The sequence below is a fragment of the Lawsonibacter sp. LCP25S3_E2 genome (assembly GCF_052117285.1).
GTDB lineage: Bacteria > Bacillota > Clostridia > Oscillospirales > Oscillospiraceae > Lawsonibacter.
The window spans coordinates 100,336-126,751 of sequence record NZ_JBQKJL010000008.1 but is presented as its reverse complement, the minus strand read 5'-3'; the positions used below and the strand labels follow the sequence as shown (position 1 = coordinate 126,751).

Sequence of the window (26,416 nt, the reverse complement as noted above, 5' to 3'; positions counted from 1 at the left end):
CCTTTCCCCATATTTTTCGCCCCACTGGGCAAACTGTGATAGTAAGGGCCGCTGCGCCCACCATCCACGAGGAGGAATCCCAAACTATGATCTGCGGTATTATTGATTTAGGCTCCAACACCATACGGTTATCCATCTATCAATGTGAACATGGCCGGGGCAGACTGCTCACCAACCGAAAGGTAATGGCCGGACTAGCGGGCTACGTGGTAGATGGAGAGCTGTCCCAGGAGGGCATTCAGGTGGCCTGTCAGACTTTGGAGGAATATAAGGCCCTTATGTCCAACCTAGGGTTTACAAACCTCAGAGTTTTTGCCACCGCATCCCTGCGCAATGTCTCCAATACCGATGAGGCCGTTTCTCAAATCCAGGCCTCCACCGGACTGGCCGTGGATGTGATTTCCGGCACAGAAGAGGCCCGGCTGTCCTTTTTGGGGGCAGTTCAGGGCCAGGGGCCGGAGGAAGGGCTGCTCATCGACCTGGGCGGCGGCTCTATGGAGCTGGTCAAATATCAGGGGCATGATATTCTCTCCTCCTGTTCCCTGTCCCTGGGCTCGCTTTCCCTCTATAGCCGCTTTGTCACTTACCTCCACCCCACCAAGTCGGAGCGAAAGGCCATCCGCGCTCTGGTAAGCGAACAGCTGGAGCGCCACGACCCCGCTCCCGCTCCCATTGCCCACGCCTGCGGAGTGGGCGGCACCGCTCGCGCCGCCTGCAAGGTGGCCAACCTGGCCTTTGGCCGAAGCCAGGATTGCCGCATTCTCACCGCAAAAGAGCTTCATAAACTCCTGAAGCTGCTGCGCGACCCGGACCGTGAGATGCTGGGACTCATGCTCAAGGCCGCCCCGGACCGGATCCATACACTGGTTCCCGGTCTCATCATCCTGAACACCGTGGCCCGGACCTATGGTCTGGAGGACATCACCATCAGCCGCTGCGGCGTCCGGGAGGGCTATCTTCAGGACCGGGTACTGGGAGGTGGCGCACAATGAGCCGCCTTCCCGACACGCGCTACACCCAGGACCGGGAACTGTCCTGGCTGAAATTTAACCAGCGGGTACTGGAGGAGGCGCGGGATGAATCAGTCCCTCTGATGGAGCGGCTGAAATTTGCCGCTATCTTCACCAGCAACCTGGACGAGTTTTTCATGGTGAGAGTTGGCTCCCTCACCGACATGGCCATGGTAAAGGACGAACACCTGGACAGCAAAAGCGGCAAAACTCCCCAGCAGCAGCTCCAGGCCATCTTCCGGGCCGTCCCCGCCCTTTACAAACAGCGGGACAAGGTGGTGGCACAGCTGGAGGGCCGGCTGCGCTCCTGCAACATCTGCCGCCTTAGCATGGACGAGCTGGACGCCAAGGCGAAAAAGCAGGTAGACCGCTGGTTCCATGACCAGGTACGTCCCATCCTCTCCCCCCTTGTACTGGACCTCCACCACCCCTTCCCTCACCTGGCCAACAAGGCGCTTTATTTGATGCTGAGCCTGAAGAAAAACGGAAGTGAGGCCTATGGGCTGCTGCCCTTGCCCGGCAGCCTGCCCCCCTTCTTCCGTCTGGAAGAGCAGGGAGTGCGCTATCTGCTGCTGGAGGATATTTTATCCTGGTATGCCGGGGAAATTTTTGACTCCTTTACCGTCACGGACCGGTGGGTAGTGTCCGTCACCCGCAACGCCGATATCAGCCCGGAAGATGAGGCCTATGAGGTAGACGAGGACTTCCGGCAGCACATGCGCAAGATCATTAAAAAGCGCTCCCGCCTCTCTCCGGTCCGTCTGGAGATCCAAGGGGAGAAAGAGGAAACGCTCATTTCCTTCCTGCTGGACAAGCTCTCTCTGGACCGAAATCAGGTTTTTGTCTCCAAGGCTCCCCTCTCTTTAAAGTACGTTTTCGCTCTGGAATCTCTTCTCTCATCTGAGAGTACCGCAGCCCTGTGCTATCCCCCCTATACGCCCCGGTTCCCCGACTGTCTGGAACCCAATGCTCCGGTGCTTCCCCAGATTCTCCGCCGGGATGCCCTGCTCTTCTACCCCTTTGAACAGATGGAACCCTTTCTGCGTCTCATTCGGGAAGCTGCCTTTGATCCCCATGTAGTCTCGATCAAGATCACCATTTACCGCCTGGCCGACCGTGCCAAACTGGCGGAGTACCTGGCAGCGGCGGCAGAAAACGGCAAAGATGTCACCGTCCTCATGGAGCTGCGGGCCCGGTTTGATGAACAGAACAACATCCGCTGGGCCGAGCGGATGGAGGAAGCGGGCTGCACAGTCATCTACGGCTCCGAGGGACTGAAGGTCCACTCCAAAATCTGCCTCATTACCCGTCTGGACCGAGGCAAAGTACAGTACATCACCCAGGTCGGCACCGGAAACTACAACGAAAAGACCGCCAAACTATATACCGACCTGTGCCTGATGACTGCTGACCCCGTCATCGGCGCCGATGCGGCCCAATTTTTTCAAAACATGGCCTTGAGCAACTTTCGTGGGGAATACCAGCGGCTTCTGGCCTCTCCCTTTGTCCTGCGGGAACGGGTGGAGGCACTCATTGACCAGGAAATCGCCAAGGGCACCAACGGATACCTCTTTTTTAAGCTCAACTCCCTCACCGACCGGCGGCTCATTGACAAGCTGGCCCAGGCCTCTCAGGCCGGGGTAGAAGTGGTGTTAAATATCCGGGGCATCTGCTGTCTGGTGCCGGGGCTGCCCGGCCTTACCGACCACATCACCGTCTTTTCTATCGTGGGCCGGTATCTGGAGCATAGCCGCATCTATCAGTTTGGACGGGGAAAGGATTCCAGACTTTTCATCTCCTCCGCGGACTTTATGACCCGGAACACCCAGAGGCGGGTAGAAATTGCCTGCCCAGTCCTGGACCCCTGGACGCGGGAACGGATTTTGGAGATCATTTCCCGCCTGTGTGCAGATAACCAAAAGGCGCGCCAGCTCTGTTCCGATGGTTCCTATGTCTCCCGCAGGCAGACACCTGCCGCCGCACCTTTTAACGCTCAGACTTCTTTCCAGTCCCCCTGGCCTTCCTCTCCCCGCCCGGAACCATCCCAGCGGCCCAGAGAGGGGCTGGGCGGGCTATGGAGGCGGCTTAGAGAACGAAAAAAACCTTAACGGCCTCCGCTGCTTACGCATCTGTTTTCCCAAAATTTCCTTCCGGCTCTTTTTCCCTGTCAAAGCGCACAAAAACACAAATTCCTATTGACAGGCAGGAAAATTGTGCCTATCATAAGGACAGAAATTGTGCCTGTGCACAGACAAAGGAGCAACTGATTATGATCTTTGACAAGCTGGCCGCACTGATTGCCGAGCAGTTCAATGTGGACGCCGACACCATCACAATGGAAACTTCTTTTGCCGACGATCTCAACGCCGATTCTGTGGACATCGTAGACCTGTCCATGGCCCTGGAAGAGGAATTCGGCATTGAGGAGCTGGGCGAGGAAGAAGCTTCTTCCATCTCCACCGTGGGCGACCTGGTCCGTTTCCTGCAGGCTAAGATCGACTGATTCCATCATCCGCGGCTGCCCGGAACTGCCGGGACAGGCTGACAAGCACGCAGAACTCCGCCACAGGCGGAGTTCTGCCTTGTTTCAGGAGGTTTTGCATGAAAAGTTTGGAAGAAAAGCTTGGCTATACCTTTCGTGACCCCTCCTTGCTGGAGAACGCCCTGACTCACAGCTCCCGTGCCAACGAGAGCCGGGGGACGCTGTCCAGTAATGAGCGGCTGGAATTTCTGGGAGACTCCATTTTGGGTATGGTGGTGGCCGACCACCTGTACCGCAACCACCCCGACCTCCCCGAGGGGGAGCTCACCCGTACCAGGGCCGCCCTGGTGTGTGAGGAGAGCCTTGTGGAGGTCGCCCAGGAGCTGAACCTGGGGGAATACCTGCGCCTGGGCAAGGGCGAAGAGGCCGGCGGAGGCCGAAACCGGCCCTCCATCCGGGCCGATGCGGTGGAGGCCGTACTGGCCGCAGTCTATCTGGACGGCGGCATCGGCTCTGCCCGAAAGATCGTCCAGAAGTATATCCTAAGCCGGGAGGTCGCTGGTCTTACCAAGCCCCACGATTATAAGACCGCTCTTCAGGAGCTGGTACAGCGTGAGAGCGGCCAGGTCCTCCAATACCGTCTCACCGGAGAAGAGGGCCCCGACCACGATAAGCGCTTTTTTATGGAGGTTACCCTCAACGGCAATCCCATCGGTTCGGGCACTGGACGCAGCAAAAAAGAGGCCGAACAGATGGCCGCCCAGGCCGCTATTCAGGCTTTGGAAAAACAAGGGCACTGAACCACCACGGCAATATAGCAGTCAAAAAAGCACAGGGGATCGAGTTTCGATCCCCTGTGCTTTTTGTTATCCGTTTTGTACCGCAGGCTGTATTTCCTGAGCATGGGAGCGCCGGTCCGCCTGCCGCGTGACCCAGCTCCGGCGATTCCAATAGACCAGGGCGCTGATCATGGGAGGCACAATATCCGAGGCCGCCTGGGCAAAAAAGGCCGCCATAGCTCCACCCGCCAGGGGCAAAAGGAACAGAGCAGTAAAATAGAACACCTTGCGCAGCAGAGACAGGGGCAGGGCCAGCTGCATCATGCCCATACCGGTAAACCCGTCCACCACCACATATTGCAGGGCCAAGGGAATGATCCCCAGAGTGGTCAGCCGTACCGCCCGTGCAGCCAGAGCAGCTACCTGCGGGTCCGGAGTAAAGAGGTGCGCAAACATTACTGCACCGCCCTGAGCCAGCAGCATCAGCGTGCTGGTGAAAATCAGCCCCAACGCCAGAATATACTTCTCCGCCTCCCAAATCCGGTCCGGGCGGCCCGCGCCAAAATTAAAGCCCAGAATGGAGCCGGTGCCGCCGGTAATCCCCCCCAGAGGCAGCGTTACCAGCAGCAGGAAGGACTGGGAAATGGTAGCTGCGGCTACCAGCTGGTCCCCCTGTGCCTGTCCGCCGTAGCGCTGGAGGACCGTATTGAGTGCAATCACCATCAGGCTGTCAATGGCGTACATCAGGAAGGGGGCCAAGCCCATTACCAACACACGGCGAATGATCTTCCACTGGTAGCCGCCCAGAGCGATGCGCACTGGAGGGACCGGGCCGGCCAAAAAGCTCAGCACATACACGCAGCTGGCCAACTGGCTGATCACCGTTGCAATGGCCGCACCCCGTACGCCCAGGTTGAACACGAAAATAAACAAAGGGTCCAGCAGGATATTCAGCACCGCCCCCAGCATGACCGATATCATGCCCTTTTTGGCAAAGCCCTGGCAGATGATAAACTGATTCATTCCCGTGGAGAGCAGAGCAAAGAGTGTGCCGCACACATAGATGGTGTAATAATCCAGGGCATACGTGAGGGTGCTCTCACTGGCCCCGAAAAGCAGCAGCGGCCGGCGTACCAAAAGAGCCAGGGTGGTAAGGGCCACAGCGCAGACCGTGAGCAGCATAAAACAATTGCTCATGATCTTCCGGGCATCCTCCAGCTTCCCCTCTCCCATGCGGATGCTCATCAGTGGGGAACCGCCGATCCCGATCCAGAAGGCAAAGGCCGCCACCAGCGTCAGAATGGGGCCGCACACTCCGGCGCCCGCCAGAGCCAAACTGCCCACCTCCGGAATGTTGCCGATATAGACCCGGTCTACAATGCCATACAGCACGCTGACCAGCTGGGCCAACATACTGGGAATGGCAATCCGAAACACCAATTTTCCAATGGGATCCTTCCCCAAGTCATTTTCCAGACGCATATTTCTGCGCTGTTCCATGCCGCTCATTCCTTCCATCCATTTTGCGCTGGTCATTATAACACCGGGTTTTTCCCTTGTAAATTGGGCAAAACCATGGCATTTTTCCTCATTTTCGTTAAAAAGTAGCCAAATTGCCAGGGGACTTTTTCCGTTGATATAGGGAAGGCCTTTCCACTTAAAAATTTTTTGTTTCCCCCCTTGACATTTTTAGTTCGCGCGTTATACTGTACATATAGTATATATACAATATTTCCAATATAACAGTAAAACAGAGAGCACCCGACCCACGCGCAAGGCGGACAGCTCTACGTTTCTCTGTTAGAGGGGGCGCGAAATGGATATCATTTTAAGTAATTCCAGCGGAAAACCCATATACGAACAGATTACCGACCAGATCAAGGAACAGATCATGTCCGGGGAGCTGGCAGCGGGGGACGCCCTGCCTTCCATGCGTCTGCTGGCAAAAGACTTGCGGATCTCGGTCATCACCACAAAACGGGCTTATGAAGAATTGGAGCGGGCAGGCTTTTTGGAGAATGTACCCGGTAAGGGCTGCTTTGTGGCCCCCCAGAATCGGGAGCTGCTCCGGGAGGCCCAGCTGCGCAAGGTTGAGGAGCACCTCTCTCAGGCGGTGGAAGAGGCCCGCAAAGGGGCCTTTCCTCTGGAGGAGCTCCACGAGCTGTTGGACATTTTATATAAAGGTGAGGAACTATGACAAACGCCATTGAAATTCGGGGCCTATGCAAGTCCTACGGGGACTTCGCTTTGCAAAATATTAACCTGACCCTGCCCGGAGGCTCCATTATGGGGCTCATCGGGGAAAATGGGGCAGGTAAAACCACCACCATTAAATGTATTTTGAACTTAATTCACCGGGACGCCGGCCAAATTACCCTTTTGGGACAGGACAACATCGCTGGGGAAAGACTGGCAAAGGCAGACATCGGCGTAGTGCTGGACGAGTGCTACTTTCACGACACGCTCCGTCCCAGGGACATCGACCGCATCCTCTCCCGCGTGTTTCCAAGCTGGGACAGTGCCCTGTTCGACACATACCTGGACAAATTTCAACTGCCCGAGCGGAAATTTATCAAGGAATTTTCCCGGGGAATGAAGATGAAGCTCTCCCTGGCCGCCGCTCTGGCCCACCAGCCGAAGCTGCTCATTCTGGACGAGGCTACCGCCGGTTTGGACCCCGTGGTGCGGGACGAAATTCTGGACGAATTTCTGGCTTTTATCCGGGATGAGGATCATGCCATTCTAATCTCCAGCCACATTACCAGTGACCTGGAAAAGGCGGCCGACTACATCACCTATCTCCACCAGGGCAGGGTAGTACTCTCTGAGGCCAAGGATGTAATTCTGGACAGCTACGGCCGCCTGGCCTGCACCGCCAAACAGCTTGAGGCCGTGGACCCGGCGGACTTGGTGAAGGTGCGAAAGGGTGCCTTTGGCTGTGAGGGTCTGGTCCGGGACCGGAGTGCCTTCCAGCGAAAATACCGGGACCTTTTGGTGGAAAAAACCACATTGGAGGATATTATGCTTTTTATGGGAAAGGGGGAAGAAGCGGTATGATCGGACTGGTTTTAAAAGACATGCTGGTCATGCGCAAGACGATTCGGACCTATGCCATGTTTCTGGCTTTTTACCTGGTAATGACACTTCTGAAGCTGTTCACCATCTCCTTTACCACCGCAATTTTGCAGCTCATCGTCATGCTTCTGCCCATGAGCGCCTTTTCCTTTGACGAGATGGCCAAATGGGACCGGTATGCCCTTACCTTTCCTCTGGGCCGCCGGGCACTGGTCACCGGGCGCTACCTCTTTGCCCTGATTATGACCGTCTGCGCAGGCCTGTGCGGCCTTGTCTCCTGTGTGCTGGTCTCTATCTTTGACAATCAGGACATGATTCTGGAAAATATGATGACCGTGATGGTCTGCCTCAGTTTGGGCCTTCTCTACGCCGACATCCTCCTGCCCCTTTGCTATAAACTGGGTCCGGAGCGTGCCCGCCCCTATTTTTATTTGGTGATCTTCGCCCCCATCGTGCTGCTTTTCGGTGCCTATCAGCTGGGTGTCTTTGGAGCGGGCAGTTTATCCTTCTTGTCTTCTGTCCCAGACCCCATGGTAGTAAAGCTCAGCTTTTTCCTCCCCATCATCCCCCTGTTGGGAATGTGGGCATCCTATCTCATTTCCTGCCGGATCATGGAACAAAAGGAGTTCTGACATGCGGGCCGTCCTTCTGCTGTGGTGCGGCTGCGCGTTATCCATCACCCTGTCCCTGGTCCACTTTGTCTGGGTCGCCACAGCGGCGGAACGGATTCTGATTCTGGCCCTGCTGGTGTTGGCCGGCCTCTTCGCCCTGCGGGGGCAGCGGTGATTGCCCGTTTACTTTTTCCAATCTCTGTGCTAAAATACGGATATGTTGGAAAGGAGTGTGGGACATATGACAGCCAAAGAGGCCATCCGGGAGCTGGAGCTTTTAAAGCAATACTGCACCGCCAAAGCCATTCCCGCCGTGGATTATGCCATCAAGGTTCTGAAAGAAAAGGCAGAGGCAGAAAAATAAGAAAAAGCTGTCGTCCTGTTCGGACGACAGCTTTTTTACGCTTTGAGCACACGCACCAGGTGCCGGGTGATCCGGGCGGTAAGGCCCCAAATCGGGTGTCCCTCCCAGAGATAGACCGGGAAATTCTCCCGTCCGATCCGCCAGGAATAATCCCGTGAAATCCCCACCAATTCATAAGGGAAATCCTCTCCGGGACTGGGGACCAGGGGATACTCATACTCCCTCGGCTCTGTCTCCATCAAATAGGACAGCGGCACCAGAAAGGTCTCATCTACCTCATTGGGACTTAAGCGCATGGAATCCAGCGCCTCCTCCTTCACTGCAGCCAAAACCGGCTGCATGAGAAAGTTGGCCTGGTGGGCAATGAAGTCCAGCCTTCCCAGAATCTGAATCTTTTCTTCTGGAATACCCAGCTCCTCCCAGGTCTCCCGCAGGGCACACTGCTCTGGAGTTTCCCCTGGCTCCATTTTCCCTCCCGGAAAGCACACCTCTCCGGGCTGGGTATGCATAGTCCGGGCACGTACCTCATAGAGAAGGTAGATTCCGTCCGCTCTCTGCACCACAGGAACCAGAACCGCAAAAAATCTTCGGCAGTCCATCAGTCCAGGGGTGCGGGAGGAGAATTTCTTCCGGATCACTTCAAACTCCACCGCTACACCCCCAGATTGGTGTAGAGCATGAAAAACAGCATAACTACACCAAACACCGCTCCGGCCAGATACAGGATCTCCCTGGGACGTCTCCAAAACAGGGCGGTAAACACGGCAATGATTCCAAAATGAAGGCCCACCATCAGCGCTCGGGGCCGGGCCACCGCGTTGGCGGCCTCCGGGTTGACGCTGACCATCTCCGGCAGCATGGACAACCCCACAAGGCTGCCCAGAATTCCCACCACGCCCAGGAAATAGGCCAGCACATTCCGGTGCTGCTGGGCCCAATCCCGCTGCTTCGGCAGCCACTCCTGCTTTGCCACAGAAATCCCTCCTTTTGCAAAGGGACACGCCTTAAGGCGTGTCCCTGCTTGTTGAAACGTGGCGGTGCCACTTTTTTAAAAGGATATTACATCTTCTCCGGTGCAGACACACCCAGCAGCCCCAGGCCATTGGCCAGAACGGCGCGGACAGTATCAGCCAGCTTCAGCCGGGCGGAGAGCAGACCGTGCTCCTCCCCCTTAATGCGGCAGGCGTTATAGAACCGGTGGAAATCTCCCGCCAGAGTCACCAGATAGCGGTTGATTCGGCTGGGGTCATAGTCCCGTGCGGCCAGGTGGAGCTCCTCAGGGAACTGAGCCAGGGTCTTGATGAGGGCCAGCTCCTCCGGAGCAGTCATCACACCAGCGTCCACTTCTGCAGCCGCGGGGATCTTCTCCCCCTCCTCTTCCAGACGGGCAACGAGGGAGCAAATCCGGGCGTGGGCGTACTGCACATAGTACACCGGGTTCTCACTGTCCTGACGCACCGCCAGGTCCAGGTCAAAGTCCAGAGGGCTGGTGGAAGTCCGGGAGTTAAAGAAGTACCGGGCCGCATCCACACTGATCTCATCCAGCAGATCGTGCAGGGCAATGGCCTTGCCCGAGCGCTTAGACATACGCACAGGCTTGCCATCCTGCATCAGGTTCACCAGCTGCATGAGCACCACCACCAGACGGTGAGAACCGTCCAGGCCCAGGCCATCCAGAGCGGCCTGAAGCCGGGCCACATGGCCGTGGTGGTCAGCACCCCAGATGTTGATGGCCACATCAAAGCCGCGCACCTCCAGCTTGTTGCGGTGGTAGGCAATGTCGGCAGCAAAATAGGTATAGAAACCGTTGGCCCGGCGGAGCACATCGTCCTTCAGGTCCAGCTTGTCCACCTGCTCCTGACTTCTGCCCTCCCGGAGATATTTCTCCTTTAAGAGCTTTGTGGTATTGAGCCACAGGGCCCCGTCCTTCTCATAGGTCCAGCCCTTGTCCGTCAGCATCTGAACCGTCTCAGCCACATAGCCGCTGTCATGGAGGGTAGACTCAAAGAACCACTGATCGTACACAATGCCGTATTTGAGAAGGTCCTCCTTCATCTTGGGAATGTTCACAGACAGGCCATACTCCGCCAGCCGCTCCAGGCGCTCCTCTTCCGGAAGGTCCTTCCAGCTATCCCCATGCATCTGGTAGATGGCCTGGGCCAGCTCCTTGATATCGTCGCCGTGATAGCCCTCTTCGGGGAAGGGAAAGTTCTCCTCCCCCACAATGAGCTGCATATACCGGGCATTGATGGACACGGCAAACTTGTGGATCTGGTTGCCGGCGTCGTTGACATAAAATTCCTTCCAGGTATCCCAGCCATCCCGCTTCAGGACGTTAGCCAGGGTATCGCCCAGCACGCCGCCCCGTGCGTTGCCCATGTGCATGGGGCCGGTGGGGTTGGCAGAAACAAACTCCACCATGACCCGCTTGCCGTGGCCCTCATCGCCGGAGCCGTAGGCTGCCCCCTCTGTTTCCACAGCGGAGAGTACCTCCCCGTACCACCGGGGACCCAGAGTAAAGTTCAAAAAGCCGGGGCCGGCGATCTCCACCTTCTGGAAAAAGCTGCCCTCCAGCTCCAGGTTGTCCACAATGATCTGGGCAATCTGGCGGGGGGCCATATGCAGGGCCTTCGCCCCAGCCATGGCAAAGGAGGAGGCATAGTCTCCGTGGGCGGTATCCTTTGGGATCTCCACAGTGGCCTTGACCTCTACTCCGGCGGGCAACAGTCCCGCTCCAGCAGCCTTTTCATAGGCGGCCTGGGTCAGCGCAGACACCTGCTGCCGGGCGGCCTGGATCATATTACTCATAGTTCTTCCTCTCTTCTCTGTTATTGCTTCAGGCTTCCCAGCCCCAGCTCCGCTTCCTTGATATTGACCGGAAAGACGCTTCTTCCTGCCAGGGCGTGGTCAATTCTCCCACAGCGGCTTGCCGCCGTGGGGTCCCTTTCTTTTGTCCTCGGCCAGGCAAAGCCCGGCCTGCGGAGACGAAATTGCCCCCGCCTACTGCTTCAGGCTTCCCAGCCCCAGCTCCGCTTCCTTGATATTGACCGGAAAGACGCTTCTTCCTGCCAGGGCGTGGTCAATTCTCCCACAGCGGCTTGCCGCCGTGGGGACCCTTTCTTTTGTCCTCGGCCAGGCAAAGCCCGGCCTGCGGAGACGAAATTGCCCCCGCCTACTGCTTCAGGCTTCCCAGCCCCAGCTCCGCTTCCTTGATATTGATCTGAAAGACGCTTCTTCCTGCCAGGGCGTGGTCAATTTCGATGGAATAATCAATTTCAATGTCGCCCCCCTGGTCGTTGAGTTCGGCCAGCAGGTGACGGGTATTCACCCCAATGGCCATGGCGCCATAAGGTGTATTATACATGGACAGATGCCGGCGTCCCTCCTGGAACACCATCTGGCTGGTAAACTCCCCCACTCGCATAAGGGTAACCTGTTCCCCATCCACCTGAATGGTGGTTAAGGTGCCTTCCAGCCCGGTAAGCTCGCTCTCCTGGTAGGACAGGGTATAGCTCCCGCCCTCCCGTGTTAAGCGGCCCTGGGTGACCAGCTCGATCACATCCGGGTCTGTGTTGTCGTATTTCTGCATCCCCTTAATGGAGATCACCACATCTTTTTCCATAAGGGCCTCCAAACTTCCGTCAAACTGCCCGTATGGCGGGCGAACGCAGGTATTATACACAGTTTCGCCCCGTCTGTAAAGAGGGATGGGAGTTTTTGTCCATTGTATGCCATTTTTGTGCAAAAAACAAGGGGAATTGCCGGCTTTCTCCATTTGACAAATTTCCTGGGCCGATTATAATATGTAATACCATAAGATTTTGTTCCGGGGAAGGAGGGCTTTTCATGAACCTGGAATTGAGCAAAAAGCAGTTTCGTCGTCTGATGGACTTAGTATATATTGGAAACTGGATTTTAAACTCTACCCGTGGCGATCAGCGTTTTTCTGATTATGACGAGGTGGAAAGCCTCATCTTCGGCCGGGCCGCCCTGGAGGGAATGCCCGGTTTGGCTGAACTCTATCAGGGAGAGATCGTTCCCTCTCGCGCTTTTGTGGAGGGCGGTATTCACGAAGCCATCGCCGAATATGAAAACAACGTCTTCTTTGACATTTTGGCTGAGGATCTGGCTCGCCGTGACATGGACGACGCCCCCATTGACGAGAGCAACTACGCCGAACTCACCAGCCGCATCGACGCCTATATTGCCGAGTTTGAACAGCACGGCACCGATAACATCCTGGTGGATATCGACACCTAAAATGTTCCTGTTCCATCAAAACGCCCCTCCGGCTATCGGCCGGAGGGGCGTTTTCTGTTCCTATGTAACTCAGAGTCTCTTTGCCGCCACGAAAAGGTTTGGGGGCGCCGGAAACAGATTCTCCCGCTCCAGTACGGTAAAGCCCGCCTGGGCAATCTCCTTCTCCAGCTTCTTCCGGCTGTCAAAGGCCACGTAGGGCATGGAACCAGTGTGGCTCTTCCAGAATTTCCGGATTCCCACTCGCGTGATTCCTTCCCCCAGGCAATCGGTGGCAGAGAGGAACATTCCACCCGGCTTGAGCAGGGACCGGATGCGGGCGAGTACCTCCTCCCGGTTTTCTACGTAGAGCAGCACATTGAAGGCGGTCACCGCGTCAAAGCTCCCCTCTTCCAGGCAAGGGTCAAACAGGTCGGTCTGGGACAGCTCCACATTGGAAAGGCCCAGAGTCTGGATTTTTTCCCGCGCCTTGCCCACCATCTCGTCAGAGATGTCAATGGCCCGGACGAAGGCCACATGGGGGGCAATGGCCACCGTGGTGATGCCCGTGCCGCAGGCAAACTCCAGCACACGAGACTCCCCATTCAGATACTTCAGGGTGTTGGCCACCGTCTTGTCGTAGGCAGCCGCGTACTCCTCCCCCGACCCCTGGTCGTAGGTGGCTGAGCGCATATTCCAAAACTCTCTGGGCGTGACCATAAAATTCTCCCCTCTTCCCTTATTTCTTGCGAAGCAAAAAGGTCAGCGCAAACCACACTGCCAAATACAAGGTAATCGATGCACCGGCAGAGGGCCCCATATAGTAGGAGGTCATCAAACCAGCAATTCCGGCAGCCACCGCCCCCACCAGAGAAAAGAGGTGGTACTGCCACATATTCCGGGCAATGTTCCGGGCCGCGGCAGCGGGGAGCACTAGAAGGGAATTGATGACCAACAGACCGACCCATGTCATGGACAGGGTCACCACCACAGCAATGGCCACGGAAAAGGCCGTCTCCTGCCAAAAAACCTTGATTCCACGGCTGTCCGCCAGGGCGGGGTGAACGGCGGAGAGCATAAGCTGGTTGAAGGATACCGCCCACAGGATCACCACAACAAGCAAAATAAGGGCCAGCAGGCCAATCATAGCGGGATCTACCGACAGCACATCGCCGATGAGCAGGCTGTTGAATTTGGTAAAGGATCGCCCATTGAGGGTGGACAGGAAAATACCCAGAGCCACAGCGGTGGAGGAGAACACCCCGATCACCGTGTCGCTGGCCAAAGCAGTGCGCCGGCGCACCAGATTGAAGAGCAGGGCAAAGACGATGGCAAACATCACCGCCGCCCAGGTGGGCTGGTTAAAGCCGCACAGGGCCCCGATGGCCATGCCGGTAAAGGCGGAGTGCCCCAGAGCGTCGGAAAAGAAGGACATCCGGCTGTGGACCACCATGGTGGAGAGGATGCCGAATAAGGGCGTGATCACCAGCACCGCCAGAAGGGCGTGCTTCATAAAGTACATCTGCCCCGGCTGGGCCCAGTCAAAGGGCAGGATGGACAGAAGGCTGTACCAAAGCTCCATCACTTCTCCCCTCCTCTCCCCATCCGCAGATGAAAGGTCTCATAAAACTCCGGGGAGGACAGCACCTCATCCGGGGGCCCGGCTTTGAGCACTCTGCGGTTGAGCAGGATCACCTTGTCGGCAAAAGATTCCAGAGTGGCAAAGTCGTGGGTGGACAGGAAGATAGACAGGTCGTACTGGGTGCGCAACTCATCGAGCATCTCCAGCAGCTGATGCTCTCCCTCAATGTCTACTCCAGACAATGGCTCGTCCAAAATGAGGATATGGGGCACCGGCTCCAGGGCCAGGGCCAGCAGCACCCGCTGAAGCTGCCCCCCGGACAAAGCGCCCATCGCCCGGTCCAGCAGGTCCTCCCCGTGGACCCGCCGCAGACTGTCCGCCGCCCGGTCCCGGTACTTCTGGGGCACCGGCAGCCACACCGGCCACTTGGCGGTGGCGGCGGTAAAGAAGTCCAGTACACTCACCGGGTCCCCCCGGTCAAAGCTGGGGGACTGGGGCACATACCCCACCAGGGGGCGGCTCCCCCCCACCACCGCGCCATCGGCCAGGCGGATGGCTGGACCTCCGGCAGGAGAAAAGGTAATGTTCCCCTTATAGGAGGTCTGCCCCAGAATGCTGCGGAAGAGGGTGGACTTGCCCGCCCCGTTGGGGCCGATGAGAGCCGCGATCTCTCCACAGTGGAGGTGAAAGGACACATCCTCTAAAATTTGGTCCCCCTCCAGGTTGACGGACAGGCCGTCTAATTTCAGGCAGCAGGCATCGGCACAGCCGGAAGCCAGCTTCCCGTGTTTCATTTTTCTCATTGGATCACTTCTCTCCCGGCAAAGCCATTGACAACAGCCATGATGTTATTTTTGAGCCCGTCATAATAGTTGCTCAGCTCAGCGTCCGGGCCATCCATGAGCATAGTGAGCTGGGCCACGGCGCAGCCGGTTTCCCGGCTGATGGCCTGGGCAGTGGCATCCGAGCCATTCACTTCGGTAAAGATTATAGGGAGCTCATACTCCTTCACCAGCTCGGTGATCTCGGTAATCTCCTTGGCGCTGGCCTCGCTGCCCGCCTCCTCCTCAATGGCGGCCAGAAGGGGAAAATCAAAGGCCCTGGCAAAGTACTGGAAGCCGTCGTGGAAGGTGATAAGGCCAGAGATCTCCACTCCAGAGTCCCGCAGCATACTCTGAAGCTCCGGATGCCAGGTGTTCAGCAGGACCGTGGCCTGCTCCGCGTTAGCTTGATACGCTTCGGCATAATCGGGGTCAGCCTCGCACAGGCCATTTAAAATCCCCGACACCATCAGCGCCGTATTTCTTGGGTCCATCCAGTAGTGGGGGTCATAGTGGCCGTGGTCATGGTCCTCCTCGTCCCCCTCCTCATGGTCGTGGGCCAGGTTTTCCAGCAGGTCCACACCCTCCGAACAGTCGATGACCTGGGCAGAACTGGTGGCCAGGGCGTCAGTGAGGAAATCCTCCAGCCCCGCGCCGTTGAGGACAACCACATCGGCTTTTTCCAACATACGCATGTCGTCCACCGAGAGGGTATAGTCGTGGAGGCAGCTGGTCTCACCGGTGTTAAGTCGCTCCACCGTCACCCCTTCTACTCCGCCGCACAGAGCGTTGGCAAAGAGATAGACCGGGTAGGTGGATGCTACCACGTTCAAACGGCTTTCTTCCTCCCCACTCTGAGGGGCGGAACAGCCTGCGCTGATCAGCAAAAGCGCAGCCAGGAAAATGGAACGTATCGTTTTCATAGTTCTCCTTTAAAAATTGTATTTGAGGCGAAAACAGTATAGCGCAGTTTTGCCAGTTTGTAAAGAAAAGCGCCCTGTCCAAGGGGACAGGGCGCAAACTTTTATGATTTTTGGTCCAGCATCTCCAGCAGAAGCCGCTCATTTTCCCGCGCAGCCTGGGCCAGCTGCCGGGACTTCTCCCGCAGACGCTCCAGCACCTGGTCGTAGTGGGCCATCATCTCATCTGCCCGGCTCCGGGCCTGCTCCAGGTCAAAGTGCTCCACATGGCCCGCTGCGGGCAGGTCCAGCTCCCGAAGGTAGCTTTCCACCTTCGGGTCATACACCAGTCCCAGAGAGGGAACCGCCATTCTGGCAGCAAAAATCAGGGTATGCAGGCGCATGGCCAGGCACAGCTTGGCAAGGCCCAGTACCCCCATCAGTTCCCTGGGCGTGCAGGGGGCGTCCAACTGGTGGGAGGGTACTTTCATCAGGCTCCGCACCCGTGCAGTGGCCTCCCGGTCCCGGCTGGGCTGCATGAGCAGGAACAGCACCTCCAGACCATAGGTCTGGTGCAGATGGTCACACAGCTGGGCCAGGTCCTCATAAAAACTCCCGGCGTTGGGCCAGTCCCGAACCGAAACGGCCACAAAGGGTTTCTCCAAATCCACCCCCGTGGAGGCCAGCAGCTCCCGGCACCGCTCGGGCTCCGCGGCGGCCAGGTGGAACACTGGGTCAGCGGTGACCACAACATCAGAGCGCTCCACCCCCATCTCCCGCAGCTCCTCCAGAGATTTGTGGTCCCGGAGGGTCACCAAAGCGGCCTGCTCTACCACCCGCTTCACCCGACGGCGGTTCACCCGCTTGCGCACGGGTCCAATGCCGTTGGCATAGAGCATGACCGGTTTGCCCAAAAGCTGAGCACACCGTATGACAGACAGGTAATAGAGCAGCGACCGGGTAGAGGTCGTGTCCTGCAGAAGGCTCCCGCCGCCGGACAGCAGCGCGTCGCTGCGCCGCAGGGCAGAAAAGACTTTGAATACCCGGAAGCGGGGAATTGCCTCCAGTCCGTACTGCTTTTGCGTCAGGTCCGGATCTTTGGAAAGTACCGTGACGGCCACGTCGTCACTGGCCTCCCGCACCGCCTGCTGGATGGAATCCAGAATGGCATCGTCCCCGGCGTTCTCAAAGCCATAGTAGCCGCTCATGACCACCCGGTATTTCCGCCGGCGCACCTGATCGTAGACGGACAGGCAGTCCTGAGCCATCCGGCGCACAGAATAGTAATCAAAAATCACCTGACGGCCATAGGCCCCTGCCTGCTCCCGCTGCTCCGGGGTGAGGGCAAAGGCAGCCGCCACATCCTCCAGCAGGCGCTGGGGCTGGGACAAGGGCAGGCCGCGGCAGCAGAAGTTGCCCGCCTGTGCCTCAGAGAGCTTATCCGGACCGAAGAGGCCCTGATAGCCCTCGTTGCCCGCCACAATCACCGGCTTGCCCGCGGCCATGGCCTCCAGAGCCGCACGGGACACTCCCACAAAGATGTCTCCCGCAGCCACAATCTCGTTGATGTCGGTGCGGGGGCCGGCCATGGTGATACAGGGGCGCCCCATCTTCTGATTGACCTGGTCCGCCTTCTGTTTCAGCTCCTCAAACACATTGCCGCCTCCGGCGATGAGCAGTTGAATGCCGGGCACCGCCTTTTCAAGCTCCGGGGCGATCTCAATGAGCTGCCGGGCCACCAGAGCCCGGTCCTCGTCCATCCGGCTCACATAGGAGAGGATGGGTTGGTCCGGCTTCAGGCCAAATTCCTCCATCACCCGCTGGCCAGACACAGCGGGAGAGAACTTCTCTGTGTCGATGCCGTTGATGGTGACGGTAATATGCTCGGCGGGAAGACCATATTCCCGGATAAGGTAGGCCTTGATATCCTCCGAAACCGCCACGGTACGCTGCCCCCAGTCGGTGAGGTAGCGCAAAGCCCCGCTGGTGTCAAAGACCCAGTGGGCGGTGGTGACGAAGGGGAACTTCATCTGCCGCTGAAGGGTCCCGCACAAAAAGGCGGGGATTCGGGCGTGGGCATGCACCACATCGGGGTGCTCCTTGCGGATGACCTCCCGAAGAATCTTCCTGGCCCGGCGCATAGGGCCAAAGCTGCGCAGATGCAGAGGGGCCTGGTAGTGGCGGATGCCGGCGGCGGTGATTTCCGGCACATAGACACCTCCGTTGGAGATGATCGCCACATCGTGGCCCTGGTGCTTAAGCTCCTTGGCCAGCTCCACAATGTGGGTCTCCGCCCCGCCGATATCCAGTCCCATAGTGGCCATCAAAATTTTCATGCCCGCTGTTCTCCCCTCAATCTCCCTTTAGAAAATGCTCGTAACGGTGATATCAAACTCCGCATATTTGGTGTAATAGGTCCGGGCGGAATTGACACCCAGGTCATAGACCCGGTTGATGGAGTATCCCTTGTCGTTCACCAGGCCCTCACCCTTGATGGTCAGCAGCAGGTTGACTCCATCCTCTACCTCCGCCAGTCCCATGGTGCCGTCGGTGAAGGTAGCCATCTTGCTGCCAGGCTGCTCCTCAATGGCAGTGATTTCACCCAGGGCGCTGCTGCCGCTGGAGTAATTGAGGTCGTACACCTCATCTCCCACGTGGATGTTTTCCTTCAGATAGCTCTGCGCACCCTCTACCAGCACCTGATAGGTAATGGTCTGGGTGGTGACGCTGCTCCCCGTGTGGGGACGGCTGCTTTTAACGTACAAAGCCCCGGCCAGGGCAATGACCACCAGGATCACCAGCACATCTATGACGCTGATTTTGCCGAACAGACGGCCGTTATGATCGATCACTTTCATGCCTGACCCTCCCGTTCCACACTGACCACAGGGCCGCTGGCCATATAGCCCTCGCCCTTAATATAGGTGGTGACTCCCACCCGCAGTTCGTAACCGCCGCCCAGAATGAAGCCCTGGTTGGACTCGGTGCAGGGGGACTCAATGGTCACCAGAATGTCCTCAAACCCTTCGATCTCCGCCTGGACATACTTATGATTCACACTGTCCAGCACCTGGTTGACGGCCGGAACCGTCTCATAGGAGACCACAGTGCCCATCTCATAATTTTTAATGTTATCTACGATCTTGTCTCCTGCCTCAATGATAGAGCTGGTCCCCTCGGGCCAGCGCTGGAAGCGGACAGTATAGCGGACCGTGGATGCGGTGGCGGCAGTCCCCGGTTCGCTGGCAGCGGGTTTGAGGGACATCCACAGCAGCAGGCCTCCCACTGCCAGGGCCAGAACCAGGACGATGCCGTCAAACAGATTCAGCCGCAGGCGGAATTTCGGTGTGTTATGTTCCATGATTTGCTCCTTTCAGAATATCCAGGTAGATCTTCTCCGTGTTTCGGGCAAAGACTTCTCCGGTAAACTCATGTTCAAACCGTGCAAATGCCCGGCGGCCCATGTCCGCGCGCAGCGCCTCATCCTGAATGAGGCGCTCCATGGCATCGGCTAAGGCAGCGGCGTTCCGGCTGGGGAACAGAAGTCCCTCTTCCCCATCCCGGATGACCCATGGGTTTCCGCCGTAATCGCTGGCTACCGTGGGCAGGCCCAAGCTCATGCCCTCCAGCAGGGCCAGAGAGGTGGCCTCGGTCCCATAGGAGGCGTTGAGCTGCACATCCAGCGCCCCCAGCAGCCGGGCCACATCGGAGCGAAAGCCCAGCATTTGGACCACATCGCCCACCTGGGCCTTCTCAACGGCCTGGGCAACTTCTCTCTCAAAGGCGCCGGTCCCGGCGATGAGCACCCGGAAACCGGTCACCCCCCGCTCTTTCAGCAGCCGGGCCGCCTCTACCAGATAGAGATGTCCCTTGTAGTCCTCGATGCGGGCCAGGATTCCAAAGACTACCACATCTTCGGCAATCCCCAGCTCTTTTCTCAGGGCTGCCCGGTCTTCCGGAGCGGTGCGCTCCACCGGAGCCACACCGTTCATCACCACAGTGATCTTTTTCGGTGAGATGCCCCCATCGGTGAGGTTGTCCCGTGTAGCGGGGCTGACGGCGATGATCCGGTCGGCGTAGTGCTCATTGACCAGCTTGTTCACCCACCGGCCCGGCGGATACCGCAGCTTGGCGGGCACGGGGAAGGCGGAGTGGCGGCTGTACACCACCGGCACATGGCACCGCTTGGCCGCAATTCGCCCGGACAACGCCCCATGGGTGTGGACCAGGTCGGGCTTCAGTTCCCGGATGAGCGTCTTGAGAAGCTTCACATCGTCCTTGTGATAGGAGCGGTCGGCCATGCCGTCCACCTCATAGACCTTGGCCCCCGCCTTCTCCAGAGGCTCCTTCAAAAGGCTCCCTCGGGGGACGGCCACCAGGGTTTCAAACTGGCTGCGGTCGGTGTAATTGAGGTAGTTCAAAATGACCCGGCCGGCTCCGCCAATGTTGGTGTCGCTGATGATGTTCAAGATCCGCTTCATGCCCGCGCCCCCTTTTCCGGCAGCTTACCCCGCCGGGCACACAGGGCTCCCAAGGCCAGATAAGCCCAGAAGAAGAACATCACCCGGTAATTATAGAAGGAATAATCGGTCATGGCCTGGACCATAAAGCCGCACACGCCGGAGGTAAAGGCAATCTGCAAAATCCGGTTTGTCCAGTCTTTTTCCTTGCCAATGGCCGAGCACATCATGCGGAAATAGACAAACAGCAAAATCAGGAACACGATAAGGGCCACAATGCCCGCATCGCACACGATCTGCAAAAACAGGTTGTGGGAATGGGGGGCCACGATCTGGTTATAGCTGTAGGCCGGATAGACCATGTTGAAGGCCGCATCTCCAGGTCCGATGCCGCACATCCAGTAGTCCTTCAGCATAGACAGCACCCCGATCCAGATATAGACCCGGTAGGAGGTGGAGTTGTCGCTGAGATTGCCGATGCTGGTAAAGCGGTTAATGACGGTGTCAGGCAGCACAAAGTAAAGGGCCACCAGAGCCACCGGAGCCAGGAGAATGAGCTTGGGATTGATCATCAGTACAAAGATCATCCCCGCAAACAGCAGCCCCAGCCAAGCTCCCCGTGAGAAGGTAAGCAGCATACAGATGCACATGAGCCCGCAGCAGACGAAGTAGAAGGCCCGCCGCAGCCAGTCTTTGGCGGAGAGGAGCTTCGCTCCTCCCATGGGGATGGCCAAAATCAAGTACTGTCCCAGCATGTTGGGGTTCTCCAGGGTGGAAGGCACCCGGAACTCAATGCCGGAGAACATATCGCTGTCCACCCAGGCAGCGGACTGATAGCCCCAGCGGAAAATATATTGCAGGATCCCGTAGAAGGACACCAAAGCCCCCGCCAATACCATCAGAGCAATGAGGGTATCCAGCTGGCGGCGGCTCTCCACGGCGTTATAGAGTACTACCGCGAAGAGGATGAAGGCCACAGACAAAAGGCCGGGCTTCAGGCTCCCCTGGAGGTTGACGGAGAACAAGGTCCCCGCCATGTACACAGCGGCATACAGGATGATATACCGGTTAATGGGGGACCAGGCCAGCTTCCGTTTCCGGTCCCGCACCAGGTTTAACAATAGAGAGGCGTATCCCACGGCGCACAGCAGCAGCACCGCAATGGAGGGGCTGGACACGGCCATCGCCGGGGCCAACACCACCGGCAGGGCACACCACAGCCAGGTTTTGGTAAACACGCTTCCTTGAAACAGCACATCCAGGTGCAAAATCTCATAAAGCCGGCACAGGGCACCTCGGATGAGGGACCAAATCTTAAAAAAGATGCTGTTCTCTGACGCCCGCGGGGACCAGCCCTTTGGGTGGAGGAACCACTGGATGATGCCGCTGCGCTCCCACTGTACCCCGACCCAGGCACACAGGGCCATGAGGGCACGCCAAAGGACGCTGGCGTCCAACACTTGCTTCACTTGTTGCATGGCTTAACCTCGCTTCAGCATTTGTTTGATCAAGGAGACAGACAGCTTTGCCTCTCCCAGTCCCAGAGCCAGGGCCGACAGGAAATAAACCCCCGCTCCAGACAGGGCACACAGGCCCAGAGACACCGTCTCTCCGATTTTATTGGCAGGCAGCACCGCCTGGGTTCCACGGAGCACCCCCAAGGCACACAGGCCCATGGCTGCGGCACACAGGACCATTTTCATAAGGTCCCGGACCATCTCCCGGCTGAGTACTCCCTTGCCCTGGCGTTCCATGGGGACAAGCAGCAGCAGAGCATAGACCGTAGAGGTCACCGCGGTCGCCGCGCCCAATCCCGCCACCTGGAAGTGGTCGGTGAGCACCAGGCACAGCAGGATGTTCACCACAATGGAGATCACACCGGCTACCAGAGGTCCTTTTCCATTCTGCCGGGCAAAGTAGGCCCGGCTGAGTACATTTTGCAGGGCATAGCCCGCCATACCAAGGGACATCCAGGTAAGGCCCGTGGCAGTGATGTCCACGGAGAAGGCGTCAAACTCGCCGCCTCCATAAATCAGGGAGACCAGGGGCCGGGTCACTACCATGAGCCCCACCGACATGGGCAGGACAAAGAAAAGACTGGTGTGTGTGGTCTGGCGTATGGTGTCCTGAAACTCCCCCTCTTTTCCTCCCGCTGTAAGCCGGGAGAGCTTTGGGAAAATCACATTGGTCACCGACAAAATAAAGGTGCCTGCAATCACCAGATAGAGGTTGGAGGCATACTCCAAAGCCGCCACCCCGCCCCCCTCATAGAGCTGAGAGCCAAAGCGGGAGCTGATGGCCTGGGTAATGGGCTGGATCCAGGTGGACACCATCACAGGACCCATGAGGGCGAACACCTTTTTCATTCCCTCGGACCGGAAGGAAATTCCCGGCCGATACCGGTAGCCCAGCCGCCCCAAAGGCGGCACTTGAATGGCTCCCTGAAGGAACCACCCCAACAAATAGGCCACAGCCAAGCCATAGATCCCAAACTTCTCGTTCATTCCGAAGAAGTAAAGGATGATCACCAGATTGGATACCGCCGACATGAGCGCCGGGGCGGTAAAATGATCCAGCGCCTGCAGCACTCCCACCAGGGAAAAAGCAATGCCGGAGAACACCACCGTGGGAAACATCACCCGCGTCAGGGAGACGGCCAGGGACACCGTATCCGGGTCGGCATAGTCGGCAAAGAGGGTCACCATCGGCTGTGGAAACAGCATTCCCAGCACGGTCACGCCGCCTGTGAGCAGGGCCATCACGGTAATAAACTGCCCGGCAAAGCGGTAGGCCTCCTCCTTACCTTTTTTCTCCAAATACTCACTGAATACGGGGATAAAACACGCGGCAATGGCCGAGGCAAACACCGCGTCAAAGAAAACCCGTGGAATCCGGCTGGCGGTAAAAAAGGCACTGGCCTGGGGACCTACGCTGTAATGAACCGCCAAAAGCCGGTCCCGGTACAGCCCCAGCACCTTGCCCACCAGGGTCATCACCATCACAAGACTGATGGTCTTGGCTGCGCTGCCCTGCTGCTTTTCCAGGGTAACTCCCCCCTTTATCCATAGAATCCCATAATATCGTCTCATTGTACACCATGGGCTCTTCTTTTTCAACTGTTCAATCTTTAAGGTTTTATAAACTTCTTTCCGCCCTGTTTTCTTCGTTTTGCCATTGCAACCCTATCCGGATTCTGATACAATGTGAAGGATGTCATTGGTTTACATATTGCAAAGGAGTTCCCATGAAAACTACGCTACATACCATTCCCCGCCGGCTGGCAGCCTTTACTCTGGCTGTTCTGCTGGCCGTCCCCACGGCCTTTGCTGCCGCCGGGGAGCAAAAGCTTCAGACCTCCATTGATATTTTGGATGGTCTCACCTATCGAAATACCGTCACTGTCAACAAGGACAGCCGGGTGGAGAGCTTTTCCCTGGAGCTGGAGGAGGACAGCGATGTCTACCCCATTTTGCTTCAGGGTTCCGGCACTGTGTACGGCACAGCCTCTATCAACAAGGCAGTTTCCAACGCCCAGGCGGCCGGCTACCATGTAGTGGGCGCCATGAACACCGACTTTTTCTCTATGTCCTCCGGCGTTCCCATGGGGATCGTCATTGAGGACGGCGTGTATAAGTCCAGCGGCAAAGAGGAAAATGCCATGGTGATCACCGATGGTGAGGTCTCTATTATGGGCCACCCCCAGGTATCTCTGACCCTCACCAACCAGACCACCGGAAATACCGTGACCCCACATTATTTTAATAAGCTGCGTTCCTCCACCGGTGGAATGTATCTCATCAACCGCGACTTCTCCGCCACCACCCGCAGCTCCGGCAACGGCTGGTTTGTGCGCATGAAGCTGGTGTCTGAGGAAACAACGCCTCCCTTCCCCTGGCTCAACCCCGATGAGGACGAAGATCGTTCCCACTCCCAGGAGCTCACCGTCAACTCTAAGCTGGAGCTGGTGGTCACCGAACTGGTTCAAGGAGAAGGGGCACTGGACGTAGGAGAGGACGAATATGTCCTTACCGCCGCCGATGCATCCGGCTACAGCTTTGTCTACTCCTCCTTCCAGGTGGGAGACCGCATTACTCTGGAAACCGTATGCGAGGACGAAACCTTGTCTCAGGCTCAGTGGGCCGGCGGCGTAGGCGACATTCTGATTAAGGACGGCGCCATCACCGACAGCTCCAGCTGGACCTATAAAAACGACGGGCGACAGCCTCGCTCCGCCATCGGCATGAAGGAGGACGGCACCCTGCTGGTCTACGCTGTGGATGGCCGGCAGTCGGGCTATTCCATCGGTCTGAGCGAAGCAGACCTGGCCGATGAGCTGCTGAAACAGGGCTGCGTCTGGGCGGTCAATGTAGACGGCGGTGGTTCCACTGCCATGTCCGTGTGGCTGCCGGGCCAGAGCGGCTCCAGCCTGCAGAGCGTTCCTTCAGGCGGCAGCCCCCGTGGCTGCGCCACCTATCTGCTCCTGGTCACCGATGAAACGGGAGATGAAGAGGCAGACCGGCTGGCCCTTACCTCGGAAGGGGCAACCGTACTCACGGGTACTTCTCTCACCCTGCCCGCTGTGGTAGCCCTGGACAACGGCCTAAACCTGGTGGATGCCGACCTGGATGAGCTGACCTTCACCAGTCTGGAGGACCTGGGCACCATTGAAGATGGCGTCTACACCGCCGGAAACCGGGCGGGTACCGACACCATCCGGATTCGTACCCACGACCGGGAGTTAGAGGGCACGGCTCAAATTCATGTGGTGGATTCCCTCACCTCCTTTACCGTATCCCAAAAAGGCTCTTCCCAGGCCCTTACCAGCCTGACCGTGGACCCTGGAGAGCAAATTCAACTCTCGGTCACGGGCAGCTACTGGGGCCGCACCGCCCTGCGGAGCTGGGAAGCCGTCACCTGCACGGTAAGCGGTGACATCGGCAGTGTAGATGAGCACGGCCTGTTCACCGCCTCCTCCGCCCCCACCAGCGGTTCTATTACCATTTCTGCCGGAGGCAAAAGCCAGACCATCACCGTCTCCCCTGCCTATGTGCACAACGATGTGACCCCCGACCACTGGGCTTACACCGCCGTGGAATACTGTTACGCCCATAACATTGTCACGGGTATCAGTCCCACGGAGTTCGGCCGGGACAACCAGATCCGCCGGGGCGACTTTATGCTCATGCTCTACAATGCTCTTGGCAAGCCCGCCACCACCCACAAGGCCAACTTTACTGACGTTTCCGAGAGCGACTACTACTATACCGCCCTCTCCTGGGCCCAGGAGGCCGGCCTTGCCACCGGTACCGGTGACGGAGCATATTCCCCCACCGCCCCCGTCACACGGGAACAGGCCTTTACCATCCTGCGTCAGGCCCTGCCGCTGATGGGCAAGAACTGTCCCGATGGAGATTTGTCTGTGCTGGACCAGTTCAGCGACCGGGATCAAATCGCCGACTATGCCAAGGTGCACACCGCCACGCTGGTCTCCCAGGGATTGGTCAGCGGCAAGGGCGACGGCATTGATCCTCAGGGGAACCTGACCCGTGCGGAGATGGCCGCCATTTTGTACAAGGCCATCACCTTCACCCCCGTAGACCCCTCGGTGGACCCCAATCAGTACACCCTGAGTCTGGATGTAAGCCAGATGATCCTTGCCGCTGGGGACAGCACAACCCTTACCGCATCCCTCACCCCCGCCTATGAAAACGCGGTCATCACCTGGACCAGCAGCGATCCCACAGTGGCTGTTGTCTCCTCTTCCGGAGTGGTCACCAACGTACACACCGGCTCCTCCGACCAGGTGGTCACCATCACCGCCAGCTGGCAGGGGCTGAGCGCTAACTGCTTTGTGGTCTGCACCCCCGCCCAGCGTCTGGGTGTGGTCACGGATGCCGAGCTTGGGCTCAACGTCCGTTCCGGTCCTTCCACCTCCAACTCCATTATCGCCAGTCTGAAAGACGGCAATACCGTAGTGGTACTCGGAGAAGAAAACGGCTGGTACCGGGTAGTATTTGCGGATAGCCAGGGCCAGGCCGTCACCGGATATGTATCTGGCAGTTACCTGACTGTAACACCTTAATTTTGTGGGAGATGA

The 26,416-nt window shown here is 57.9% G+C and carries 26 protein-coding genes; 11 read left to right on the top strand and 15 right to left on the bottom strand.

What is annotated here, in order from left to right; translation table 11 throughout:
- The first annotated feature begins 86 nt into the window (after positions 1-86).
- The 4 genes from ACTQ3R_RS09205 to rnc all read left to right on the top strand — a co-directional run bounded on the left by ACTQ3R_RS09205 (position 87) and on the right by rnc (position 4,292).
- On the top strand, positions 87-992 hold the full coding sequence (locus ACTQ3R_RS09205) for a Ppx/GppA phosphatase family protein (protein WP_441778834.1): 906 nt from the start codon (positions 87-89) through the stop codon (positions 990-992).
- The gene (gene ppk1, locus ACTQ3R_RS09200; RefSeq protein WP_441778833.1) at positions 989-3,118 is read left to right on the top strand and encodes a polyphosphate kinase 1; all 2,130 of its coding nucleotides are present in this window, start codon (positions 989-991) and stop codon (positions 3,116-3,118) included. The genes ACTQ3R_RS09205 and ppk1 overlap by 4 nt, the downstream gene beginning before the upstream one ends.
- A gap of 161 nt (positions 3,119-3,279) precedes the next feature.
- Positions 3,280-3,513, top strand: a complete 234-nt coding sequence (gene acpP / locus ACTQ3R_RS09195) for an acyl carrier protein (RefSeq protein WP_441778832.1) — start codon at positions 3,280-3,282, stop codon at positions 3,511-3,513.
- Between the two features lie 98 nt (positions 3,514-3,611).
- Positions 3,612-4,292 (top strand): ribonuclease III, encoded by a 681-nt coding sequence (rnc, locus tag ACTQ3R_RS09190; protein WP_441778831.1) that lies wholly within the window; start codon positions 3,612-3,614, stop codon positions 4,290-4,292.
- Between the two features lie 66 nt (positions 4,293-4,358).
- On the opposite strand, the gene ACTQ3R_RS09185 is transcribed toward rnc, so the two are convergent.
- On the bottom strand, positions 4,359-5,771 hold the full coding sequence (locus ACTQ3R_RS09185; RefSeq protein WP_441778830.1) for an MATE family efflux transporter: 1,413 nt from the start codon (positions 5,769-5,771) through the stop codon (positions 4,359-4,361).
- A 316-nt stretch (positions 5,772-6,087) separates the two neighbouring features.
- On the opposite strand from ACTQ3R_RS09185, the gene ACTQ3R_RS09180 reads away from it, so the two are divergent.
- From ACTQ3R_RS09180 to ACTQ3R_RS09160, 5 genes are all read left to right on the top strand, one after another.
- Positions 6,088-6,468 carry a GntR family transcriptional regulator gene (locus ACTQ3R_RS09180; protein ID WP_441778829.1) on the top strand — a complete coding sequence of 127 codons (381 nt, stop codon included), beginning with the start codon at positions 6,088-6,090 and terminating at the stop codon, positions 6,466-6,468.
- Complete coding sequence (locus ACTQ3R_RS09175; protein WP_441778828.1) at positions 6,465-7,328, top strand: ABC transporter ATP-binding protein; 864 nt, start codon at positions 6,465-6,467, stop codon at positions 7,326-7,328. Before ACTQ3R_RS09180 ends, ACTQ3R_RS09175 begins: the two co-directional genes overlap by 4 nt.
- Positions 7,325-7,978, top strand: coding sequence for an ABC-2 transporter permease (locus tag ACTQ3R_RS09170; RefSeq protein WP_441778827.1), 654 nt, complete (start codon positions 7,325-7,327; stop codon positions 7,976-7,978). The genes ACTQ3R_RS09175 and ACTQ3R_RS09170 overlap by 4 nt, the downstream gene beginning before the upstream one ends.
- Position 7,979: 1 nt before the next feature.
- Positions 7,980-8,132 carry a hypothetical protein gene (locus ACTQ3R_RS09165; RefSeq protein ID WP_441778826.1) on the top strand — a complete coding sequence of 51 codons (153 nt, stop codon included), beginning with the start codon at positions 7,980-7,982 and terminating at the stop codon, positions 8,130-8,132.
- Positions 8,133-8,198: 66 nt separating this feature from the next.
- On the top strand, positions 8,199-8,321 hold the full coding sequence (locus ACTQ3R_RS09160) for a hypothetical protein (RefSeq protein WP_441778825.1): 123 nt from the start codon (positions 8,199-8,201) through the stop codon (positions 8,319-8,321).
- Between the two features lie 35 nt (positions 8,322-8,356).
- On the opposite strand, the gene ACTQ3R_RS09155 is transcribed toward ACTQ3R_RS09160, so the two are convergent.
- The 4 genes from ACTQ3R_RS09155 to ACTQ3R_RS09140 all read right to left on the bottom strand — a co-directional run bounded on the left by ACTQ3R_RS09155 (position 8,357) and on the right by ACTQ3R_RS09140 (position 11,943).
- A complete protein-coding gene (locus ACTQ3R_RS09155) occupies positions 8,357-8,971 on the bottom strand; it encodes an NUDIX hydrolase (RefSeq protein WP_441778824.1) in 615 nt (204 codons plus the stop codon).
- A gap of 2 nt (positions 8,972-8,973) precedes the next feature.
- On the bottom strand, positions 8,974-9,294 hold the full coding sequence (locus tag ACTQ3R_RS09150) for a hypothetical protein (protein ID WP_441778823.1): 321 nt from the start codon (positions 9,292-9,294) through the stop codon (positions 8,974-8,976).
- Between the two features lie 86 nt (positions 9,295-9,380).
- Positions 9,381-11,129, bottom strand: coding sequence for an arginine--tRNA ligase (argS, locus tag ACTQ3R_RS09145; protein ID WP_441778822.1), 1,749 nt, complete (start codon positions 11,127-11,129; stop codon positions 9,381-9,383).
- 364 nt (positions 11,130-11,493) lie between these two features.
- Positions 11,494-11,943 (bottom strand): DUF1934 domain-containing protein, encoded by a 450-nt coding sequence (locus tag ACTQ3R_RS09140; protein ID WP_441778821.1) that lies wholly within the window; start codon positions 11,941-11,943, stop codon positions 11,494-11,496.
- A gap of 224 nt (positions 11,944-12,167) precedes the next feature.
- Here ACTQ3R_RS09140 and ACTQ3R_RS09135 point away from each other — a divergent pair, with 224 nt between their 5' ends.
- The gene (locus ACTQ3R_RS09135; protein ID WP_441778820.1) at positions 12,168-12,581 is read left to right on the top strand and encodes a hypothetical protein; all 414 of its coding nucleotides are present in this window, start codon (positions 12,168-12,170) and stop codon (positions 12,579-12,581) included.
- Between the two features lie 69 nt (positions 12,582-12,650).
- Here the strand turns inward: ACTQ3R_RS09135 and ACTQ3R_RS09130 are convergent, their stop codons facing one another.
- The 10 genes from ACTQ3R_RS09130 to murJ form a co-directional block, all read right to left on the bottom strand.
- Positions 12,651-13,277 carry a class I SAM-dependent methyltransferase gene (locus tag ACTQ3R_RS09130; RefSeq protein ID WP_441778819.1) on the bottom strand — a complete coding sequence of 209 codons (627 nt, stop codon included), beginning with the start codon at positions 13,275-13,277 and terminating at the stop codon, positions 12,651-12,653.
- A gap of 19 nt (positions 13,278-13,296) precedes the next feature.
- Complete coding sequence (locus tag ACTQ3R_RS09125) at positions 13,297-14,139, bottom strand: metal ABC transporter permease (RefSeq protein WP_441778818.1); 843 nt, start codon at positions 14,137-14,139, stop codon at positions 13,297-13,299.
- Positions 14,139-14,942, bottom strand: coding sequence for a metal ABC transporter ATP-binding protein (locus ACTQ3R_RS09120; RefSeq protein WP_441778817.1), 804 nt, complete (start codon positions 14,940-14,942; stop codon positions 14,139-14,141). The genes ACTQ3R_RS09125 and ACTQ3R_RS09120 overlap by 1 nt, the downstream gene beginning before the upstream one ends.
- Positions 14,939-15,883, bottom strand: a complete 945-nt coding sequence (locus tag ACTQ3R_RS09115; protein WP_441778816.1) for a metal ABC transporter substrate-binding protein — start codon at positions 15,881-15,883, stop codon at positions 14,939-14,941. The genes ACTQ3R_RS09120 and ACTQ3R_RS09115 overlap by 4 nt, the downstream gene beginning before the upstream one ends.
- A 101-nt stretch (positions 15,884-15,984) precedes the next feature.
- Entirely contained in the window at positions 15,985-18,195 is a 2,211-nt protein-coding gene (csaB, locus tag ACTQ3R_RS09110) for a polysaccharide pyruvyl transferase CsaB (protein ID WP_441778815.1), read from the bottom strand.
- A gap of 27 nt (positions 18,196-18,222) precedes the next feature.
- Complete coding sequence (locus ACTQ3R_RS09105; RefSeq protein WP_441778814.1) at positions 18,223-18,717, bottom strand: DUF4330 domain-containing protein; 495 nt, start codon at positions 18,715-18,717, stop codon at positions 18,223-18,225.
- A complete protein-coding gene (locus ACTQ3R_RS09100) occupies positions 18,714-19,220 on the bottom strand; it encodes a DUF4330 family protein (RefSeq protein WP_441778813.1) in 507 nt (168 codons plus the stop codon). Before ACTQ3R_RS09100 ends, ACTQ3R_RS09105 begins: the two co-directional genes overlap by 4 nt.
- Positions 19,210-20,340 carry a glycosyltransferase family 4 protein gene (locus ACTQ3R_RS09095; protein WP_441778812.1) on the bottom strand — a complete coding sequence of 377 codons (1,131 nt, stop codon included), beginning with the start codon at positions 20,338-20,340 and terminating at the stop codon, positions 19,210-19,212. Before ACTQ3R_RS09095 ends, ACTQ3R_RS09100 begins: the two co-directional genes overlap by 11 nt.
- Positions 20,337-21,797 carry an O-antigen ligase family protein gene (locus tag ACTQ3R_RS09090; RefSeq protein ID WP_441778811.1) on the bottom strand — a complete coding sequence of 487 codons (1,461 nt, stop codon included), beginning with the start codon at positions 21,795-21,797 and terminating at the stop codon, positions 20,337-20,339. The genes ACTQ3R_RS09095 and ACTQ3R_RS09090 overlap by 4 nt, the downstream gene beginning before the upstream one ends.
- Positions 21,798-21,800: 3 nt before the next feature.
- Entirely contained in the window at positions 21,801-23,408 is a 1,608-nt protein-coding gene (gene murJ / locus ACTQ3R_RS09085) for a murein biosynthesis integral membrane protein MurJ (RefSeq protein WP_441778810.1), read from the bottom strand.
- A 155-nt stretch (positions 23,409-23,563) separates the two neighbouring features.
- Here murJ and ACTQ3R_RS09080 point away from each other — a divergent pair, with 155 nt between their 5' ends.
- Complete coding sequence (locus tag ACTQ3R_RS09080; RefSeq protein WP_441778809.1) at positions 23,564-26,401, top strand: phosphodiester glycosidase family protein; 2,838 nt, start codon at positions 23,564-23,566, stop codon at positions 26,399-26,401.
- Positions 26,402-26,416 lie beyond the last annotated feature (15 nt).

What these genes read in the sequence shown, in the direction of transcription:
- ACTQ3R_RS09140 (WP_441778821.1), bottom strand. Translation starts at nt 11,943, where the DNA reads ATGGAAAAAGATGTGGTGATCTCCATTAAGGGGATGCAGAAATACGAC.
- ACTQ3R_RS09160 (WP_441778825.1), top strand. Translation starts at nt 8,199, where the DNA reads ATGACAGCCAAAGAGGCCATCCGGGAGCTGGAGCTTTTAAAGCAATAC.
- acpP (WP_441778832.1), top strand. Translation starts at nt 3,280, where the DNA reads ATGATCTTTGACAAGCTGGCCGCACTGATTGCCGAGCAGTTCAATGTG.
- ACTQ3R_RS09080 (WP_441778809.1), top strand. Translation starts at nt 23,564, where the DNA reads ATGAAAACTACGCTACATACCATTCCCCGCCGGCTGGCAGCCTTTACT.
- ACTQ3R_RS09130 (WP_441778819.1), bottom strand. Translation starts at nt 13,277, where the DNA reads ATGGTCACGCCCAGAGAGTTTTGGAATATGCGCTCAGCCACCTACGAC.
- ppk1 (WP_441778833.1), top strand. Translation starts at nt 989, where the DNA reads ATGAGCCGCCTTCCCGACACGCGCTACACCCAGGACCGGGAACTGTCC.
- csaB (WP_441778815.1), bottom strand. Translation starts at nt 18,195, where the DNA reads ATGAAAATTTTGATGGCCACTATGGGACTGGATATCGGCGGGGCGGAG.
- ACTQ3R_RS09175 (WP_441778828.1), top strand. Translation starts at nt 6,465, where the DNA reads ATGACAAACGCCATTGAAATTCGGGGCCTATGCAAGTCCTACGGGGAC.
- ACTQ3R_RS09105 (WP_441778814.1), bottom strand. Translation starts at nt 18,717, where the DNA reads ATGAAAGTGATCGATCATAACGGCCGTCTGTTCGGCAAAATCAGCGTC.
- ACTQ3R_RS09120 (WP_441778817.1), bottom strand. Translation starts at nt 14,942, where the DNA reads ATGAGAAAAATGAAACACGGGAAGCTGGCTTCCGGCTGTGCCGATGCC.
- murJ (WP_441778810.1), bottom strand. Translation starts at nt 23,408, where the DNA reads ATGAGACGATATTATGGGATTCTATGGATAAAGGGGGGAGTTACCCTG.
- ACTQ3R_RS09095 (WP_441778812.1), bottom strand. Translation starts at nt 20,340, where the DNA reads ATGAAGCGGATCTTGAACATCATCAGCGACACCAACATTGGCGGAGCC.
- ACTQ3R_RS09180 (WP_441778829.1), top strand. Translation starts at nt 6,088, where the DNA reads ATGGATATCATTTTAAGTAATTCCAGCGGAAAACCCATATACGAACAG.
- argS (WP_441778822.1), bottom strand. Translation starts at nt 11,129, where the DNA reads ATGAGTAATATGATCCAGGCCGCCCGGCAGCAGGTGTCTGCGCTGACC.
- ACTQ3R_RS09135 (WP_441778820.1), top strand. Translation starts at nt 12,168, where the DNA reads ATGAACCTGGAATTGAGCAAAAAGCAGTTTCGTCGTCTGATGGACTTA.
- ACTQ3R_RS09165 (WP_441778826.1), top strand. Translation starts at nt 7,980, where the DNA reads ATGCGGGCCGTCCTTCTGCTGTGGTGCGGCTGCGCGTTATCCATCACC.
- ACTQ3R_RS09090 (WP_441778811.1), bottom strand. Translation starts at nt 21,797, where the DNA reads ATGCAACAAGTGAAGCAAGTGTTGGACGCCAGCGTCCTTTGGCGTGCC.
- ACTQ3R_RS09205 (WP_441778834.1), top strand. Translation starts at nt 87, where the DNA reads ATGATCTGCGGTATTATTGATTTAGGCTCCAACACCATACGGTTATCC.
- ACTQ3R_RS09125 (WP_441778818.1), bottom strand. Translation starts at nt 14,139, where the DNA reads ATGGAGCTTTGGTACAGCCTTCTGTCCATCCTGCCCTTTGACTGGGCC.
- ACTQ3R_RS09115 (WP_441778816.1), bottom strand. Translation starts at nt 15,883, where the DNA reads ATGAAAACGATACGTTCCATTTTCCTGGCTGCGCTTTTGCTGATCAGC.
- rnc (WP_441778831.1), top strand. Translation starts at nt 3,612, where the DNA reads ATGAAAAGTTTGGAAGAAAAGCTTGGCTATACCTTTCGTGACCCCTCC.
- ACTQ3R_RS09170 (WP_441778827.1), top strand. Translation starts at nt 7,325, where the DNA reads ATGATCGGACTGGTTTTAAAAGACATGCTGGTCATGCGCAAGACGATT.
- ACTQ3R_RS09185 (WP_441778830.1), bottom strand. Translation starts at nt 5,771, where the DNA reads ATGGAACAGCGCAGAAATATGCGTCTGGAAAATGACTTGGGGAAGGAT.
- ACTQ3R_RS09100 (WP_441778813.1), bottom strand. Translation starts at nt 19,220, where the DNA reads ATGGAACATAACACACCGAAATTCCGCCTGCGGCTGAATCTGTTTGAC.